Genomic DNA, 17,506 nt, shown 5'->3' on the forward strand with positions numbered 1-17,506 from the left:
ATCTTATTATACCATACCGCAAGAGACTTCTCTTTTTTCAGGTTTTTCTAGGCAAATCATGATACAATGAAGACCGAATCAAGAAAGGACATTATGAATAATTTAACAGAACGTGCCTTTGCCAAGGCCTTAAAAGACATCATGCAGGACAAATCCTTTGATAAGGTGACCGTTACCGAATTGGTCAAAAAGCTCAATGTCAACCGCCAAACTTTTTACTACCATTTCAATGATTTGTACGACCTTTTGGAGCGTATTTACATCATGGATGGGGATACGATTTTAAATCAAGCTGCCAACTCAGGCACCTGGCAAGAAGAGCTTTTGGCTATTTTTCATTACATTCAAGACAATCGGCAATTTGTCTGCAACACCTATTATTCTGTAAACCGCAATTATCTGGAGCATTTTTTATATGACCGCATTTACCGCTTTATCAAGCCAATCGTACAAGAAAAACACCCAAACTTGAGCGGAACAGAGCTAGATTACCGTGTGAATTTTTACAAATACGCTTTGGTCGGTTTTGTTTTAGACTGGATTGATTCTGGCTTAAAAGAAAATCCTGAAGCATTAGCGCAACACATCAGCCGTGTCCTTGAGCCATTATAACTAGACATATCTACCAAAGTGTCTAACATCTATACACTTTCCACACTTTGTCTATGTTCTCTTTTCTCAAAATGGGGTTTAATGAGAATGAATTTAGATAAGGAGTTGACATGTATGTATTATTCAAATGGTAATTACGAAGCTTTTGCTCGTCCTAAAAAACCTGAAGATGTCGATAACAAATCGGCTTACATTGTCGGTGGAGGTCTAGCTGCCTTGTCAACAGCTGTTTTCCTTATCCGTGATGCACAAATGCCAGGCGAACGCATCCACATCCTTGAACAATTAGGGCTACCAGGTGGTAGCATGGATGGGATTAAAAATGAACGTTTAGGCTATGTCATCCGTGGTGGGCGTGAAATGGAACCTCACTTTGAAGTGCTTTGGGATTTATTCCGTTCCATTCCATCTTTAGACAATCCTGAACATTCTATTTTGGATGAATTTTACTGGTTAAACAAAGAAGACCCTAGTTATGCTAAGACACGTGCCATTCATCAACGTGGTAAAGCCATTCCTGACGATGGTCAATTAACCCTTTCTGAAAAAGCTATTAAAGAAATCATTCACTTGATTTTGACACCCGAAAGCCAACTAGACGATGTCCAAATCAATCAAGTCTTTAGCGATGAATTCTTTGAATCAAACTTCTGGCTTTATTGGAGTACCATGTTTGCCTTTGAACCTTGGGCAAGTGCGATGGAAATGCGTCGTTACCTCATGCGTTTCATCCAACACGTTGGGACATTGAAGAACCTTTCATCTCTTCGATTTACCAAATACAATCAATACGAATCATTGATTTTGCCTCTTGTTCACTTCTTGAAAGAAAAAGGCGTTGATTTCCAATACAATACAACCGTTACCAACATCTTGGTCAACCGCTCTGGAAATGATAAGATCGCCACTAAAATTGAATGGGTTAAAGATGGTGAACGCGAAAGCCTTTCATTGAGCAAAGACGACCTTGTCTTTGTTACAAATGGTTCGATCACTGAAAGTTCTACCTTTGGTGACAATGACCACCCTGCTCCTGTCGAACATCCACTTGGTGCCAGCTGGGAACTTTGGAAGAAATTAGCCGCTCAAGATAGCGACTTCGGTCACCCTGAAAAATTCTGTGAAAACATTCCTGATAGCAACTGGACCATTTCTGCGACAATCACTTTCAAAGATAAACGCGTGGCTCCTTACATTGAAAACATCAACCATAAGGACCCTTACAGCGGTTCTATCGTTACAAGTGGACCAACCAGTATCAAGGATTCTAACTGGTTGTTAGGTTATTCTATCAGCCGTCAACCACACTTCCAAGTTCAAAAAGAAAATGAACTTGTTGTTTGGCTCTACGCTCTTTACACTGACCGCGAAGGTAATTACATTGCCAAACGTCCTGATGAATGTAGCGGTAAGGAACTTTGTGAAGAATGGCTTTACCATATTGGTGTGCCAGAAGACCAAATTGAAGACATTGCCAGTGCTGCGTCAACCATTCCCTGTCACATGCCGTACATCACCACTTACTTCATGCCACGTGGTAGCAAGGATCGTCCATTAGTTGTTCCAAAACACAGTAAAAACCTTGCCTTTATCGGAAATTACGCCGAAACCCCAAGAGATACTGTCTTTACAACAGAATACTCTGTTCGAACCGCTATGGAAGCTGTTTACACCTTGTTACATGTTGACCGTGGTGTGCCAGAAGTATTCGCTTCTGCCTTTGACGTGCGCATGCTATTAAACGCCTTCTATTACTTGAACGACCAAAAATCATTGGATGAACTTGACCTTCCTTGGGCTGAAAGAGTCATTCTTAAAGAAACCCTCAAGAAGATTAAGGGCACTTATATCGAAGAACTCTTCCACGAATATCACTTATTGTAATTATCCTGTATATCGTAGAAAACTCTGTTCAAACTATTCAAATAGGCTCCACGTAAAGTGGAGTCTTTTTTGTTAGCTGATTTTGAGGAAAAGAAAACACCCAAAAGTCTAAGCTTTCGAGTGTTTCTGGTCCATTGAGCAAATGCCTTATTTAGCTGGACGAGATTTGCGAGCAATATCTGCCAAAATGTTTTCCACAAAGGCATCAACACTTTCTGTGTGGGTTTGTTTGCTACCGTAACGACGAACATTGACAGTCTTGTCAGCCATTTCTTTATCCCCAACAATCAATTGGTAAGGAATTTTCTTGGTTTGGCTTTGACGGATTTTAAGTTGCATTTTTTCGTTACGTTCGTCCACGTCAGCACGAACCCCTTTATCACGCAAGATTTTAGCTACTTCCCAAGCGTAATCAATATGTGCTTCGTTAGATACTGGGATAACAGTCACTTGGTGTGGAGCAAGCCAAGTTGGGAAAGCCCCTTTGTAATTTTCAATCAAGATGGCTGTGAAGCGTTCCATAGTTGAGATAACCCCACGGTGAATCATGACTGGACGGTGTTCTTCACCATCAGCACCGATGTATTTAAGGTCAAAACGTTCTGGAAGAAGGAAATCCAATTGGATAGTTGAAAGGGTTTCTTCATTACCAAGGGCAGTTTTCACTTGGATATCAAGTTTTGGTCCATAAAAAGCAGCTTCACCTTCTGCTTCAAAGTAATCCAAGCCCATGTCGTCCATGGCAGCTTTCAACATGCTTTGAGCATTTTCCCACATTTCATCGTTGTCATAGTATTTGTGAGTATCTTTAGGGTCACGGTATGACAAACGGAAACGGTAATCAGTCAAGTTGAAATCTTCATACACATCAATAATCAATTGGAGGGTACGTTTGAATTCGTCTTGGATTTGTTCAGGTGTCACAAAGGTATGGCCGTCATTCAATGACATTTCACGCACACGTTGCAAACCAGTAAGAGCACCAGATTTTTCGTAACGGTGCATCATACCAATTTCAGCGATACGAATTGGCAATTCACGGTAAGAATGCACGTGGTGTTTGTAAACTTCGATGTGGTGTGGGCAGTTCATTGGACGAAGCACAAATGATTCGCCATCACCCATATCCATTGTTGGGAACATGTCTTCACGGTAGTGGTCCCAGTGACCTGATGTTTTGTAAAGGTCAACAGAAGCAATTGGTGGTGTGTAAACATGTTGATAACCAGCTGCGATTTCTTTATCCACAATATAGCGTTCCAACGTACGACGAATAGTTGCTCCGTCTGGCAACCAGAATGGCAACCCTTGACCAACTTCTTGTGAAATCATGAACAAGTCAAGTTCTTTACCAAGTTTACGGTGGTCACGTTCTTTGGCTTCTTCACGTTGTTTGAGGTAAGCTTTCAAATCTTTTTTATCAAACCAAGCTGTACCATAAACACGTTGCATCATCGCATTGTCACTGTTACCACGCCAGTAAGCACCCGCTACGTTCAACAAGTGGAAAACTTGGATGCGACCAGTACTTGGGACGTGTGGGCCACGACAAAGGTCTGTGAATTCCCCTTGTGAATAAATAGTCAAACCACCTTCATCTTCTGAATGTTCTTCAATCAATTCAAGTTTGTAAGGGTCATTTTTGAAGATTTCACGCGCTTCGTCTTTAGTCACTTCTTGACGAATACATGGGTAGTTTTCTTTAACAATTTTTTTCATTTCTTCTTCGATACGAGGAAGGTCTTCATCAGTGATTTGACCAGCAGCATTATCAGTATCGTAGTAGAAACCATCTTGGATAGCAGGACCAACACCAAGATGAATATCAGGGAAAAGACGTCGTGCAGCTTGTGCAAAGAGGTGAGCTGCAGAGTGACGCAAGATTGGCAAGGCATCTTCGTGATCAGGTGTCACGATTTCAAGACTACCGTCTTCTGTAATGGCACGCGTTGTGTCAATCAATTTACCGTTTAATTTACCTGCCAAAGCTTTTTTGGCTAATGAATTGCTGATGCTTTGCGCGATTTCAAATGTTGTCACGCCAGATTCAAATTCACGTACAGCGCCGTCTGGAAAAGTAATGTTAACCATATCTATCTCCTTTTATATTGGTTACAAGTGTTAGAAGGTTATCAAGCATCTCAGGATAAAAGAAAAACGACATCCCAAAAGGACGTCGTAACGTGGTTCCACCTTCATTTATCCACGACAAAAAATGCCATGAACCTCAGATCAGCTATATCGTAGCTACCGTTTTATGTTTGCATAAAAACAAGGAAGTAGTATTGAAGCAGTCAACCCTGTGCCCTTCTCACCAGCCGGCACTCGCTCTAAAGGTTGGTTCTTGTTCAACTTGTCTTCGTTAGTTATTATAGCACGATTATTTTATTTTTCAAGGAATCTAATCTAAAAAATCACGGATAGATTGAATCATGCGTCCTGGGGCTTTGAGAACCTTGACAGACGTTTTAGCTGTTGATTTCGCCACTCTTCTTGGCAAATCTCTAGCAGAACGGGCAATATGGACAGAACGTTTTTCCTTGCGACGAATGGTCATGGAAATTTTTTCTTTTTTCTTGTTACGTGCTGAAATCAAGACATCCAAGTAAAATTCATAGACCGATTTGCCAAAATGCTCAGCTGAAATATCATACAACTTTTCTTGATAGGCTTTAGGGTTCATCGGTGGCGTGTCTGCAATCGCATCTAAAATAGCGTCCGCCAAATCATCCTCACGGTAAAACAGGGTTCCAAACATCTTGTGGTCAATCACGTCATCCAAGTAAGGATTACCATGTGCAATCACTGGTGTTCCGCTCGCCAAACTTTCTGTATAAGTCAAACCTTGGGTTTCACTGGTTGAAGCTGAGATGAAAAAATCGCAGGTTTTGTAATACAAGACCGTTTCATCATGTGGCACCATACCTGTAAAAATAACCGCGTCCTCAATACCCAGCTCTTTTGCTTGCTGCTGCAAGTCTTTCAAGTAAGGCCCATCACCAGCAATAACCAATTTGACGTGCTTGTTTTCAGACAAGACCTCTGGCAAATGTTTTAGAACAGCTTGAATGTTTTTCTCGTAAGAAACCCTAGACAAGCTAAGCAACATAATGTCATCATCAGCCAACCCTAATTTGTCACGTAAAACCTTGGTGTCTTCAGCGGTGATGTCATCTCGTTCGTATTCAGCCACACGGATGCCTGTTGGAACGACACGTTTAGGGATTTTGATATGATAGTCATCCAAAAGATTTAAAACAATACGTGATGGGCAAATAACCCCATCCAAGTCATTCAAATAGCCACGCATGATGTATTTGACCATGCCTGGTTTGATGATTTTCCCATTTGCAATATAACCCACATAATCTTCGTATTGGGTGTGATAGGTATGGACGGCAGGAATACGCAAGGCCGCTGCGATCATTTTTCCTAACATCCCAACGCTAAATTCGGTCTGCGTGTGAATAATGTCCAATTTGTATTGTTTGGCGATTTTGTAGGTTGAAATCAAGCCACGGTAAGCCACGCGACGGTCGGTAAACGACACAAAAGGAACACTTGGCAAACGAATAATTGTGGGATCTTCGTAACGTTTCACCGCTTTATCGGTTGTTGTAAAAATATAAACCTCGTGCCCTGCTTTTTCTAACTCTTCTTTTAGGGTACGAATACTCGTTGCAACTCCTGATACCTGCGGAAAATAAGTATCCGTAAACAGACCTACTCTCATGTTATCACTCCATTACTTTTTCATAAACCTGCACTAATTCATGAGCCACCTTGTCAATGCTGCGACTCTCAGCCACATGATAACCTGCCTCACGTGTAGAGGTTTTATCAGCAAGCACCTGTCTAAGCGCCTTGACAAAACCAGGGACATCGCTGGCAAAGGTAGCTGATTTATCATCCAACCAACCCTTATAAACGGGAATATCACGCAAAACGACTCGTTGGTGACTAGCCAAAGCCTCTAAGACCACGATACCTTCTGTTTCTTCACGACTTGGGAAAAAGAAAGCATCCGCACCACTCATAGCTCCCTCAAAAACATCACCTTTAATGTAGCCTGCAAAAGTAACATTTTCAGGGTGGTCGTGTTCGACTAAACGTCTGACTTTATGCGGAATCACCCATTTGTTTGTATCTCCAAACCAAATAAATCGGACATCAGGCATCTGCTCAGCGACCTTGATAAAATCATCAATACCCTTGCGCATGAAATACAATCCCGCACAAATAACCACTTTGTCATCAGATTTTAGCTTAAAATAATCCCTAAAAGCCTGCTCTTTTTGTGGATTTGGCACATAACGTGACAAATCAATGCCATTTGACACTGCATAAATAGGTGTTTGAACCCCATAACCTGCAATCAAAGATTTAGAATACTCGGTTGGAGTGATGACCGCATCGGCTGTTTGGTAAAAATGACGCAAATAGCGTTTCACCAAAGGGGAAACCAAATTAGAACCAATGAAAGAGTTTCTAAAATCTTCCTCCGTCGAATGCCCATGCACAATCACCTTTTTCCCAGCCCTTTTAGCCTGATGGAGCAGGTAACCACTCCTTAGACCGTAAGTGTTAATATGAATCAAATCGTAATCATCTTCAGGATTGATGGTATAAGCTTGTCCTACCATGTTTAAAGCGCGTTCTTGGTGTTTTATCGCACGCCCAATACCTGATTTACTCAAATAATTTTCCGCTTCCAAATATAGTAAAACTTTCATACTATTTATTATAGCTTATTTTCTGTTTTTTTTCATTTAAAGACAAAAAAGTGCCTGATTAGACACTTTTTTGCGGATACTCGGCGACTGCATCGCGAGTTTTTTTAAGGAAAGATCTCTAAGATTAAATTTAACGTGTGGTTCCACGTACAGTCACGCCATGGTTTAGAATGATTTCTTTTTCTTCTAACTCTTCTTTGTTCATGATTTTAGTGAGCATACGCATACTAACAGCCCCTAAATCATAAACTGGCTGACTAATACTTGTTAGGTTTGGACGTGTGTAGGAAGTGATTGGTGAATCATTGCTTGTGATGATTTCAAAATCTTCTGGAACATTGACACCCGCTTCAAACAAGCCATTAAGCAAGCCTGCTGCTAATTCATCTTCTGCCACATAAGCTGCGGTAGCACCTGAATTGAGCACACGCTTGGCTAACTCAAACCCATCTTTATAGTTGTAATTGACTTCAAAGACAAGACCTTCTTTGAACGATAAGTTGTTCTTTTCAAGACCTTGCTTATAGCCAGCTAAGCGAACTTTACCATTGATTTCGTCAATGAGCGGACCTGAAACAAAAGCGATTTCTTGGTTATTCTCAGCTAAGCGATCCACAACATCAGCCACAGCAGCCTTGTAATCAATATTAACACTTGGCAATTGGTGGTCTAAATCAACAGTACCGGCAAGAACAACTGGTGTACGTGAGCGAGAGAACTCTGCACGAATTTTTTCAGTCAAATGGTGTCCCATAAAGATAATACCGTCCACTTGTTTGGCAAACAAGGTGTTGATAACGTTGATTTCTTTGTCATCGTCTTCATCACTAGATGCTAGGACAATATTATACTTATACATAGCAGCGATATCATCTATCCCTTTTGCTAGAATTGAGAAATAACTATTGGCAATATTTGGAATAACCACACCGACAGTTGTCGTTTTTTTACTTGCCAAACCACGAGCAACGGCATTTGGACGATAATCCAAACGTTCAATGACTTCAAGAACTTTTTTACGTGTGTTTTCTTTGACGTTTTTGTTTCCGTTTACAACACGGCTGACAGTTGCCATAGAAACGCCAGCTTCTCGGGCAACGTCGTAAATTGTAATCGTATCATCAGTATTCATTGTTGGACTTCCTTTCTATTTGAAAATTTCGCTTTCATCATATTCTATCATTTTTTATAAACGCTTTCAAGTACTAAAGCACTCTTTTTAATTTTTTATCTATTTTAATTTTTAAAAGCTACTTTTTCGCTTAACCAAGTCGTTTTGCAGCTATCTCTAATCTTTATTTTTTTCAAGAAAGACTTGATTTTTTTACTTTTTTTTGAAAAAATGTGAGTAATAGAAAGAAGGGTTCTTATGTCTAAATTAACACAAATTCGTTCTTATCTTCAGCAAGAAAAAGCTAACCTTGCGGTTTTTTCTGACCCTGTAACGGTCAACTATTTGACTGGTTTTTACTGTGACCCACATGAACGCCAAATGTTCCTCTTTGTTTATAGTGACCGTGACCCTGTGCTTTTTGTTCCAGCACTAGAAGTGGCACGCGCTAGCCAAGTCCTTGATTTCACTGTTTTTGGCTATATGGATTCTGAAAACCCTTGGCAAAAAATCAAAGCAGATTTGCCATCAACTGACAGCAGCAAAATTTTTGCAGAATTTGACAACCTTAATCTAACCAAATTCCAAGGCTTGCAAACTGTTTTTGATGGGCATTTTGAAAACTTGACACCGTTTATTCAAAAAATGCGCCTCATCAAATCACAAGACGAAATCGACAAAATGTTGGTTGCTGGACAATTTGCGGATAAGGCTGTTCACGTAGGATTTGACAACATTTCACTCAACAATACCGAAACAGACATCATCGCGATGATTGAGTTTGAAATGAAAAAACAAGGCATCAACAAAATGAGTTTTGATACTATGGTTTTGACTGGTAATAACGCTGCCAACCCACACGGTATTCCAGGTACCAACAAAATCGAAAACAACGCTCTTTTGCTCTTTGACCTTGGTGTTGAAACGCTGGGTTACACTAGTGATATGACGCGTACTGTTGCGATCGGCAAACCAGACCAATTCAAAAAAGACATTTACGAACTTTGCTTGGAAGCCCAATTAACCGCTCAAGACTTTATCAAACCAGGTGTAACCGCTGCTGAAGTCGATGCTGCGGCTCGCAATGTGATTGAAAAAGCAGGTTACGGTGAATACTTCAACCATCGTCTTGGACACGGAATCGGTATGGACGTGCACGAATTCCCATCAATCATGGCAGGAAACGACTTGGTTATCGAAGAAGGCATGTGCTTCTCTATTGAACCTGGTATTTACATTCCTGGTAAAGTTGGGGTTCGTATTGAAGATTGCGGTCATGTGACCAAATCAGGATTTGAAGTCTTTACCCAAACACCAAAAGAATTACTTTACTTTGAAGGCTAAACACAAGAAAAAACGTTCAACATCTGAACGTTTTTTTGTTAACGCCCTGCATTTCCTAGCAAATTAACCATCAAGACTCCGACAATAATCAAGCCCAAACCAATAATGGTGTAAAGATTGAGCTTTTCATTGAAAACCAAGATGGAAATAACAGCCGTTACTAGCAAACCAACACCTGACCAAGTGGCATAGGTAATCCCCAGTGGAATTTTTTTCATGGCTAATGACAAGAAAAAGAAACACACTCCATAACTCAACAGGGCTGATACACCAGGTAAGGGTTTACTAAACCCTTCTGATACTTTTAACAATGTTGTCCCCAACAACTCACCTATTATCGCGATAAACAGGTAGATATACGACACAACTGATTGACCTCCTTATGTCTTGCTTTATCTATTGTATCTACGTTTTGCATCTCTTGTGGTAAAATAAAAGATAGATGACCCTATTTTATTTTAAATAGGTAAAAAAAAACAAGTCTTAATTCTAATGATATGGTCATTTTAGTAACAATGATTAACTAGAAAGGAATGTGACACTGACATCTAAAGAAACCATCAAAGAAACCGTTCGTGCTGCATTTGATAACCGCGTTGCCGTTCGTGTCTATAATGACAAAGTCATTTCGCGTGAGGATATGGAATTTATTTTGGATAGTGCTTGGCTAAGCCCTTCTTCTATCGGATTAGAAGGTTGGCGTTTTGTCGTCTTGGACCGTCCACACATTGCCAAACTGCGTCAAGAACTCAATGCCGTCGCTTGGGGTGCCCAATACCAGCTGGACACTGCTAGTCATTTTGTCTTGCTCCTTGCAGAAAAAAATGCCCGCTACGATTCTGAATCAGTCAAAGAAAGCTTGATTCGTCGTGGGTTTATTGGTGAGGAAGAGCTCAATGCTCGCTTGGCGACTTATAAATCTTTCCAAAAAAACGACATGAAGATGGCTGATAATTCAAGAGCCTTGTTTGATTGGACAGCAAAGCAAACCTACATCGCTCTTGGCAATATGATGACCACAGCTAGCATGATTGGCATTGATTCTTGCCCGATTGAGGGCTTCAACTATGACAAGGTCAATACTATTTTGGCTCAGGAAGGCATCATTGATCCTGACAAAGAAGGCATTGCCAGCATGGTATCCTTTGGCTATCGCCTCCGTGACCCAAAACACCCACGCTCACGCAAACCACGCGAAGAAGTCATCACTTGGTGGGATTAAAAACCAAAAGGCTAGGACTTGTGTCCTAGCCTTTTTAACTGCTTAATAATAACCATAACGGATAGCCGATAGCTGCTGCAAGGCTTTAAATAAGTCGGATTGTTCTTTGGATAAAACAATGTGATTATCTGCCATGACCTTTACCAGTTCGATGTTCATTTGATTAAAGATAAAAGGCGTTGATGTACCACTTGTTTTTAATTCCTGACGGTACTTGACCAAGAGTGCCGTCAAAGGCTCTTTTTTGCTATCATTTGCCATTGATGCGATTAATTCCTCAAAAATAGGCAAGGCTGCCTCTCTTCTCTCTTTACCACCTGAAAACCATTTTATTCCCATCATAATCACCCCTTCTATCACCTTTCGGTATCTTCTTAATGTTTACTAGTATAGCACACTTTTCAAAACAATGGACAGCTTAGTCACAAACGGTTATTTTTAAGTCCTAAACGGTTCTAAAAACAAAAAAAGCTCACCACGGAGCTTTTTTATAGTGATTAACGTGCATTGAAATTTTTCATTTGGCGTTTGATATCGCGGTCTTGTTCGCGGCGTTTGATGGATTCGCGCTTATCATAATCGTGTTTTCCTTTTGCCACACCGAGCAAGACTTTAGCAAAGCCATTTTTCAAATAAACCTTGAGAGGAACGAGGGTCATCCCTGTTCCTTTTAATTCATTGGCTAATTTGTCAATTTCACGTTTTTTCAGCAATAATTTTCGAGTGCGGTCGGGGTCTTGATTCCAGATATTCCCTTGCTCAAAAGGAGAAATGTGGACATTAATGAGCCAAGCTTCTCCGTTTTTAATTTGAGCGTAGCCGTCCTTTAGTTGAATACGAGCAGCACGAACGCTTTTGATTTCAGTCCCTGTTAGGACTATTCCTGCTTCAATTGTATCAATAATGTTATAGTCATGACGAGCTTTTTTATTTTGGGCCACGACATTTCCTTCACCTTTTGGCATAGCGATACCTCTCTTGAACCTTTGTCGTCACGTTATAGCGACTTATTTCTTTTTACGTTTTTTTTCTTGGCAACCTCTTTGTAAAAAGGTTTCTTACCTGATTTTTTAGATGCTTTTTTAGCTGGTTTAGAGCCTTTGCGTTTTTTAGATTTGTGGTCCTTTGCTTGGTCTGATTTTGGTCGGCGTTTGTCCTTGTTAGAGCGGTCCTTACGGGATTTTTTCACTTTTTCAATCACGTCATACTCGCTTGGTAGGTATTCAAAGTCAATGTCGCCTGTTTCCTTGTCGGCACGAACCAACTTAATCTTAATTGGTTGCCCCACACGAAAGACCTTGCCAGACTTCTCACCTTGCAGCGTCATGGTACGCTCATTGTAGTTGTAAAATTCTGGGAGAGTCGTGATGTGAATCAACCCTTCAATGGTATTTGGCAATTCAATAAACAGACCAAATTTGACAACGCTAGATACCACACCTTCAAACTCTTCGCCAACGTATTCTTCCATGTATTCTGCTTTTTTCATGGCTTCTACTACGCGTTCAGCGTCGATAGCCCGGCGTTCAAGGGTTGATGAGGAAGTGGCTAATTCAGGGATAACTTGTCTGAAATGCTCGATTTTCTCATCAGTGACCTGCGTGTATTCGCGAATCATGCGGTGAACCAGAAGGTCAGGATAACGGCGAATTGGGCTTGTAAAGTGGGTATAATACTCTGCTGCCAGACCATAATGCCCATGATTGTGTTCTGAATAGCGGGCTTGTTGCATCGAACGCAGCAACATCATGTTCAAAACGTCTGCACCTGGCTTATTTTCCACCTTAGCCATGAATTCTTGCAAGGCTTGTTGGGTGATTTTATTGGCCGTCCCATGAATGTGAATGCCAAAAATACTTGCATAATCAAGGAATTTTTGCAATTTCTCTGCTTTAGGCTCTTCGTGAATACGATAGATAAAAGGCAATTTGCGTTTTGAGAAATGTTCTGCTACGGTTTCATTGGCTGCCAACATGAAAGACTCAATCATGCGTTCAGCTACACCACGCTGACGCAAGACGATATCCACAGGTATCCCTTTATCATTGATGATAATTTTTGCCTCATTGGTATCAAAATTCAAAGCCCCACGACGCACACGCATTTTCTCCAAAATGGCGTGCAAATCAGCCATGTGGTGAATCGATTCAACAATCGGCTGGTATTTTTCTGCCAATTCGTCATCCCCAGCAAGGATAGCATTGACATCACTATAAGTCATGCGGAAAGTGGTGTTAATCACTGATTGGCAAATTTGGTGATTGACCACACGACCCTTGCGATCGATTTCCATCAGACAAGATTGCGTCAAACGGTCCACATTTGGATTGAGGGAACAAATTCCATTTGACAAACGCTCAGGCAGCATAGGTACCACACGGTCCGTTACATAAACAGAAGTTCCACGCGCCACTGCCTCACGGTTTAGGGCAGAGCCTTCTGTCACATAATAAGATACGTCCGCAATATGCACACCCAATTCAAAATGGCCATTATCAAGCAATTTAATATGTACGGCATCGTCCAAGTCCTTGGCATCCGCACCGTCAATGGTAAACGTCACTTCTTGACGCAAATCCACTCGCCCAATCAAATCTTTGTTTGTTGGTACATTGGGCACAGCATTGGCTTCCGCAAGCACATCATCTGGAAAGTCAGACACGATGTCCATCGATTCCAAGACCTCCAAGACATCAATCCCCACATCGCCTTGATGTCCCACAATATCACGCACTTGACCGACAAAATAATCGTGGCCACGCGTTGGGTACTTGTCAATATCTACCTTGATAATCTCAGTTCCGTCCAAGACCACGGGCTCTTTTTTGATGTAAATTTTTTGTTGGATTTTTTGATTTTTAGATTTGATGTAACCAGCATATTTTGGCTTTTCATCATCGAGGATAAATTTCCCCACAACAGTCTTCAGGCTGCGTTCCACAATACCAACAATTTTAGCTTCAGCAGCTGTTCCTTTCAAACGGTTAGCAGGCTTTTTAATGACTGCCTCAACCGTATCCCCATCAATCGCATAGCCAACATCATTGCGACCGATAAACATATCGTCTTCATTCTCATCAACGATTAAAAAGCCAAAGCCTGCCTTATTTGCTCGAAAAATCCCTGTAACGGTAACTTCTTTTTTCTTTTCTTGTTTCTTACGCAAAGATAGCATACCAGCGTCATTAAAACGCAACTTTCCCTGACTTTCAAGGGTTGAAATTTCCTTAATCAGCTTAGGAAATTTCTTAGCTCCAGTCATCTCCAAAGCCTCGGCTAATTCATTCACCGTCACTTTTTCTCGTGTTTCTAAATACGTTATAATTTTGTCATTCATCATACTGCTTTTTTGGCTTTTTCCTCTAAAAAGCCTTTTATATCCTCACCTTTAATCTCTTGATTTGGAAAAGCAAGTACTGTGAACTCGCTTTTACCACTTTCATTCATAATAAAAAATGAGCTGACTGACCAGCTCATGAGTTCTTAGACACCATTCAAGATGAGCGGCTAAGACAAAGTCCGTCCCTAACCGCTATCTAGTTACTTGATAAGATTGCTAGTACTAAAGCAATGGCTAACCAAAAGAAAACCAAAATGGCTGTAAAACGTTGCATGAATGCTTCAAAGCCACGTGCCTTTGTACGCTCAAACAAAGCTTCAGAGCTATTACTATCAAAGACATTGCTACTTGGATTCTTTTGTGGTTGCATTAAAATCGAAATCACAATAATAACTGATAAAATCAGTAAAACGGTTAATAAAAAGTCGTACATTTATGCCATCAAGAATACCGAAGCATTCTTTTTTCCTTCCTACACTATGGTCAATACTACTTTAACATAAAACTTATCAAGATTCAATATGTAGGGTCACTTTTCGTTCTTTTGGACAATATTTGGGTACCTCAATCCGTTCTGGATGGGTGGTTTTGTTTTTACTGGTCAGATAATTTTTTTGACCACAACTGCTACACGTTAAATGAATCTTTACTCTCACACTATTTCCTTAACTGTTAAATATTTTCTAAAGGTAATCAAACTCCACACAAAGTTGGCTAGGACAATCAGACTGGTTACATAAAAGACTGAACGATAGCCAAGACCTGTGGCAACAGCTGAACCAATGAATGGCCCAATAACTTGTCCTAAGTAACTAAAGGTTTGATTGTAACTAAAGATTCGCGATATCCCTTCTCGTGGTGCAATCTTATTCAAAAGCGAATTGATATTTGGCATCAAAGCCCCTGTCCCAAAACCGTAGAAGAAACGCACAATTCCCAATTGGAGGGTATTTTGGGAGAGGGCTGATAAGATATACATGCAAAAACTATAAAAAAGAGCAATAAGCAACAAACGGTGGTTACCAATCTTATCCCCAAGTTTTCCAAGGCTTGAGCTAGAAAGCATACTTGAGAAACCTAACGCCGAAACGATCAATCCTGAAACAAACATCAGATTTTCTTTTTGCCCCAAATGACGAATGTACATGGTCAAAATTGGAGCAATGGATTGCGCAGAAATTTGAATGGTCATGCTGGTGATAAACAAGCCAATCAAGATTTGTTTGTCTTTAATTGCTTCAAACACTTCGCGGGTTGATAAATCTTTTTCCTTGGTAACAGGCTTGAAATCTTCCTTGATAAAGAAGAAAGTCAACAAGTTACAAAGTAACAAGATAAAGCCGACCAATAAAAAAACGTGGCGGATACCTAGCCACTGAGCTAATACCCCACCAATTAAAGGACCCACCAAGGTTCCACCAATAACCCCTGTTGCTAAGGTTCCTAGAGCATAACCCGAACGTTCTTTGGGAACTTGACTAGCAATCAGAGCGGTTGAATTGGGCACATAACCCGAAAGCAAACCATTTAACACGCGCAAAGCCAACAACCAATACACATTGTGAACAAAGGCTAACCCCCCCATAGTAAAGGTCATGGCCAAACTTGCCCGCACCATCATTGGCTTACGACCATAACGGTCCGCAAAACGCCCCCACACTGGTGAAATCAAGGCTGAACTTAGTGCCGACAGCGAAACCGCCAAACCAGCGTACCAGTCAGTCATATCCTTAGGAGCACCTAATTCCTCAATATACACAATCATGAATGGCATAACAAGTGAAAAGCTTGCCCCAGTAAAGAAATTACCGAGCCAAGCTATACGGAGATTTTGTTGCCAGTTAACTTCGCGACTAATAATAACCCCTTCTTTCTAAAAAAATCATTGATATTATAGCACACTTTTTTCTTAATGGAAAAGTGATTATACAAGAAATTGTTTTTACAGCGTAAAAAGCTAAAGTTGGGATAAGTCTGTCAATAGAGCTTCTACTTGCTTCTCTAGGGCAGCTTTATCGCCATTATTATCTAAGATATGGTCCGCATAAGCCAGTTTCTCTTTGGTCGGCATTTGGCTAGCCATACGCTTTTTGGCCTCAGCTAACGTGAGATGATTACGCGCCATCAAGCGATTTAACTGCATTTCATCGTCCACAACCACCAACCAAATGGCATCGAACCAACCCACATAATCCAACTCAATCAACAAGGGAATGTCCATGAAAAAGAGGCTTTCCGTTTTGGCAAGTTCCTGACGACGTTGGGCGAGTTCCTGACGAATAATATCGTTTTGCAAAGCAGATGACTTGGCCATCATCTCTTGATTTCCAAAAATTGCTTGCCCTAAGGCTTGACGGTCAAGTTCACCATTGTCCTGTAAAATGGCATCACCTAGCCAATCAAACAGAGCTTGATACAGCCTGCCACCTTTTTTTTGCAAGTCATGCACCACTTGGTCAGCGTCAATCACCTGATAACCGTGTTTGCAAAGCTGGGCTACCACCGTTGATTTGCCAGAAGCAATGCCGCCTGTAATACCAACTATCTTCGTCATCGTTTTTGGCACCTCGGACAAATATGCGTGCCACGCCCGCCCACCTTGATTTTTTCAATAGGCGTTCCACAACGTGGGCAAGGCTGACCTGTTTTGCCATAAACCTGCAAAAAATCCTGCATGCGGCCATTTTCACCAAAGGCATTCTGATACGTTCGAACCGTTGTTCCACCTTTTTCAATGGCCAACTGCAAAATACGAATAATCTCGTCATGAAGCAAGGTGATTTCAGGACTTGTCAGGGTCGAACTCATACGTTCTGGATGAATTTTTGCTGCCCAAAGCACCTCATCGACGTAGATATTACCCAAGCCAACCACCAACGTTTGGTCCAAAAGATGCGGTTTTATCAGTTTTTTTGATTGTCCCAGTTGCTTTTCAAAAGTTGCTAAATCAAAAGCCGCTTTGGTTGGCTCTGGCCCAAGCTTCCTATTTTGGAAATAAGGCTCAACTTGCTCAGGCAACAACAATTCCATTGTGCCAAACTTGCGGACATCTTGGTAAACCAAGGTTGAGCCATCATCTAACGTGAAAAAGACGTGAAAATGCTTGTTTTCAGGAACTTCTTGTGGAAAAAGCAGGTATTTTCCTTCCATACGCAGATGGGACACAATCACTTGCCTATCTAATTGCAGCAACAAATATTTACCACGTCGGCCAATGGCCTGAAACGTTTGCCCAATTAGGTCTATTTCAAAGGCTTCGA

At 41.0% G+C, this 17,506-nt stretch carries 18 protein-coding genes and 1 pseudogene; 4 read left to right on the forward strand and 15 right to left on the reverse strand.

The genetic code is table 11. The features are described 5' to 3' along the window. Window positions 1-93 precede the first annotated feature (93 nt). Together B3R79_RS01935 and B3R79_RS01940 are read left to right on the forward strand one after the other, a co-directional pair. The gene (locus B3R79_RS01935; RefSeq protein WP_168260490.1) at window positions 94-612 is read left to right on the forward strand and encodes a TetR/AcrR family transcriptional regulator; all 519 of its coding nucleotides are present in this window, start codon (window positions 94-96) and stop codon (window positions 610-612) included. Window positions 613-726: 114 nt separating this feature from the next. Further along, complete coding sequence (locus B3R79_RS01940; protein ID WP_168260489.1) at window positions 727-2,496, forward strand: oleate hydratase; 1,770 nt, start codon at window positions 727-729, stop codon at window positions 2,494-2,496. 147 nt (window positions 2,497-2,643) lie between these two features. Here the strand turns inward: B3R79_RS01940 and thrS are convergent, their stop codons facing one another. From thrS to ccpA, 5 genes and pseudogenes are all read right to left on the reverse strand, one after another. Further along, the gene (thrS, locus tag B3R79_RS01945; RefSeq protein WP_154455471.1) at window positions 2,644-4,587 is read right to left on the reverse strand and encodes a threonine--tRNA ligase; all 1,944 of its coding nucleotides are present in this window, start codon (window positions 4,585-4,587) and stop codon (window positions 2,644-2,646) included. Continuing rightward, window positions 4,580-4,771 (reverse strand): annotated as a pseudogene (locus B3R79_RS07430) (hypothetical protein). Before B3R79_RS07430 ends, thrS begins: the two are co-directional and overlap by 8 nt. A 126-nt stretch (window positions 4,772-4,897) precedes the next feature. Further along, a complete protein-coding gene (locus B3R79_RS01950) occupies window positions 4,898-6,229 on the reverse strand; it encodes a glycosyltransferase family 4 protein (protein WP_293693449.1) in 1,332 nt (443 codons plus the stop codon). A gap of 4 nt (window positions 6,230-6,233) precedes the next feature. After that, entirely contained in the window at window positions 6,234-7,229 is a 996-nt protein-coding gene (locus tag B3R79_RS01955) for a glycosyltransferase (RefSeq protein ID WP_293693451.1), read from the reverse strand. Between the two features lie 130 nt (window positions 7,230-7,359). Continuing rightward, window positions 7,360-8,361, reverse strand: a complete 1,002-nt coding sequence (gene ccpA, locus B3R79_RS01960; protein ID WP_204984277.1) for a catabolite control protein A — start codon at window positions 8,359-8,361, stop codon at window positions 7,360-7,362. Between the two features lie 237 nt (window positions 8,362-8,598). Between ccpA and B3R79_RS01965 the strand changes: the two genes are divergently transcribed. Next, complete coding sequence (locus B3R79_RS01965; RefSeq protein ID WP_293693454.1) at window positions 8,599-9,684, forward strand: M24 family metallopeptidase; 1,086 nt, start codon at window positions 8,599-8,601, stop codon at window positions 9,682-9,684. 38 nt (window positions 9,685-9,722) lie between these two features. On the opposite strand, the gene B3R79_RS01970 is transcribed toward B3R79_RS01965, so the two are convergent. Further along, the gene (locus tag B3R79_RS01970; RefSeq protein WP_168260483.1) at window positions 9,723-10,049 is read right to left on the reverse strand and encodes a DMT family transporter; all 327 of its coding nucleotides are present in this window, start codon (window positions 10,047-10,049) and stop codon (window positions 9,723-9,725) included. 176 nt (window positions 10,050-10,225) lie between these two features. Here B3R79_RS01970 and B3R79_RS01975 point away from each other — a divergent pair, with 176 nt between their 5' ends. Further along, a complete protein-coding gene (locus B3R79_RS01975) occupies window positions 10,226-10,906 on the forward strand; it encodes an NAD(P)H-dependent oxidoreductase (protein WP_204984275.1) in 681 nt (226 codons plus the stop codon). 42 nt (window positions 10,907-10,948) lie between these two features. Here B3R79_RS01975 and B3R79_RS01980 read toward each other — a convergent pair whose 3' ends face one another. From B3R79_RS01980 to mutM, 9 genes are all read right to left on the reverse strand, one after another. Further along, window positions 10,949-11,248, reverse strand: a complete 300-nt coding sequence (locus tag B3R79_RS01980; protein WP_293693457.1) for a bacteriocin immunity protein — start codon at window positions 11,246-11,248, stop codon at window positions 10,949-10,951. Window positions 11,249-11,403: 155 nt separating this feature from the next. Beyond that, window positions 11,404-11,871, reverse strand: coding sequence for an SsrA-binding protein SmpB (gene smpB / locus B3R79_RS01985; RefSeq protein WP_154455425.1), 468 nt, complete (start codon window positions 11,869-11,871; stop codon window positions 11,404-11,406). A 32-nt stretch (window positions 11,872-11,903) separates the two neighbouring features. After that, complete coding sequence (gene rnr / locus B3R79_RS01990; protein ID WP_293693491.1) at window positions 11,904-14,243, reverse strand: ribonuclease R; 2,340 nt, start codon at window positions 14,241-14,243, stop codon at window positions 11,904-11,906. Next, window positions 14,243-14,383 (reverse strand): hypothetical protein, encoded by a 141-nt coding sequence (locus B3R79_RS01995; protein WP_154455426.1) that lies wholly within the window; start codon window positions 14,381-14,383, stop codon window positions 14,243-14,245. Before B3R79_RS01995 ends, rnr begins: the two co-directional genes overlap by 1 nt. Before the next feature lie 59 nt (window positions 14,384-14,442). After that, on the reverse strand, window positions 14,443-14,679 hold the full coding sequence (gene secG / locus B3R79_RS02000) for a preprotein translocase subunit SecG (protein ID WP_154455427.1): 237 nt from the start codon (window positions 14,677-14,679) through the stop codon (window positions 14,443-14,445). A gap of 76 nt (window positions 14,680-14,755) precedes the next feature. Then, on the reverse strand, window positions 14,756-14,902 hold the full coding sequence (rpmG, locus tag B3R79_RS02005) for a 50S ribosomal protein L33 (protein ID WP_167829324.1): 147 nt from the start codon (window positions 14,900-14,902) through the stop codon (window positions 14,756-14,758). Continuing rightward, window positions 14,899-16,068 carry a multidrug efflux MFS transporter gene (locus B3R79_RS02010; protein WP_293693492.1) on the reverse strand — a complete coding sequence of 390 codons (1,170 nt, stop codon included), beginning with the start codon at window positions 16,066-16,068 and terminating at the stop codon, window positions 14,899-14,901. Before B3R79_RS02010 ends, rpmG begins: the two co-directional genes overlap by 4 nt. A gap of 135 nt (window positions 16,069-16,203) precedes the next feature. After that, a complete protein-coding gene (coaE, locus tag B3R79_RS02015) occupies window positions 16,204-16,812 on the reverse strand; it encodes a dephospho-CoA kinase (RefSeq protein ID WP_293693459.1) in 609 nt (202 codons plus the stop codon). Continuing rightward, the coding region (gene mutM, locus B3R79_RS02020) for a DNA-formamidopyrimidine glycosylase (RefSeq protein WP_293693460.1) at window positions 16,797-17,506 on the reverse strand (710 nt) is incomplete at its 5' end. The genes mutM and coaE, both read right to left, overlap by 16 nt.

The organism is Streptococcus sp. UBA3373 (genome assembly GCF_002360305.1).
GTDB classification, from domain to species: Bacteria; Bacillota; Bacilli; order Lactobacillales; family Streptococcaceae; genus Streptococcus; species Streptococcus alactolyticus.

Coding starts and splice junctions, on each gene's coding strand:
- B3R79_RS01980 (WP_293693457.1), bottom strand. CDS start 11,248: ATGATGGGAATAAAATGGTTTTCAGGTGGTAAAGAGAGAAGAGAGGCA.
- B3R79_RS01935 (WP_168260490.1), top strand. CDS start 94: ATGAATAATTTAACAGAACGTGCCTTTGCCAAGGCCTTAAAAGACATC.
- secG (WP_154455427.1), bottom strand. CDS start 14,679: ATGTACGACTTTTTATTAACCGTTTTACTGATTTTATCAGTTATTATT.
- thrS (WP_154455471.1), bottom strand. CDS start 4,587: ATGGTTAACATTACTTTTCCAGACGGCGCTGTACGTGAATTTGAATCT.
- B3R79_RS01965 (WP_293693454.1), top strand. CDS start 8,599: ATGTCTAAATTAACACAAATTCGTTCTTATCTTCAGCAAGAAAAAGCT.
- rnr (WP_293693491.1), bottom strand. CDS start 14,243: ATGAATGACAAAATTATAACGTATTTAGAAACACGAGAAAAAGTGACG.
- B3R79_RS01995 (WP_154455426.1), bottom strand. CDS start 14,383: ATGAGCTGGTCAGTCAGCTCATTTTTTATTATGAATGAAAGTGGTAAA.
- B3R79_RS01940 (WP_168260489.1), top strand. CDS start 727: ATGTATTATTCAAATGGTAATTACGAAGCTTTTGCTCGTCCTAAAAAA.
- B3R79_RS01950 (WP_293693449.1), bottom strand. CDS start 6,229: ATGAGAGTAGGTCTGTTTACGGATACTTATTTTCCGCAGGTATCAGGA.
- ccpA (WP_204984277.1), bottom strand. CDS start 8,361: ATGAATACTGATGATACGATTACAATTTACGACGTTGCCCGAGAAGCT.
- B3R79_RS01955 (WP_293693451.1), bottom strand. CDS start 7,229: ATGAAAGTTTTACTATATTTGGAAGCGGAAAATTATTTGAGTAAATCA.
- smpB (WP_154455425.1), bottom strand. CDS start 11,871: ATGCCAAAAGGTGAAGGAAATGTCGTGGCCCAAAATAAAAAAGCTCGT.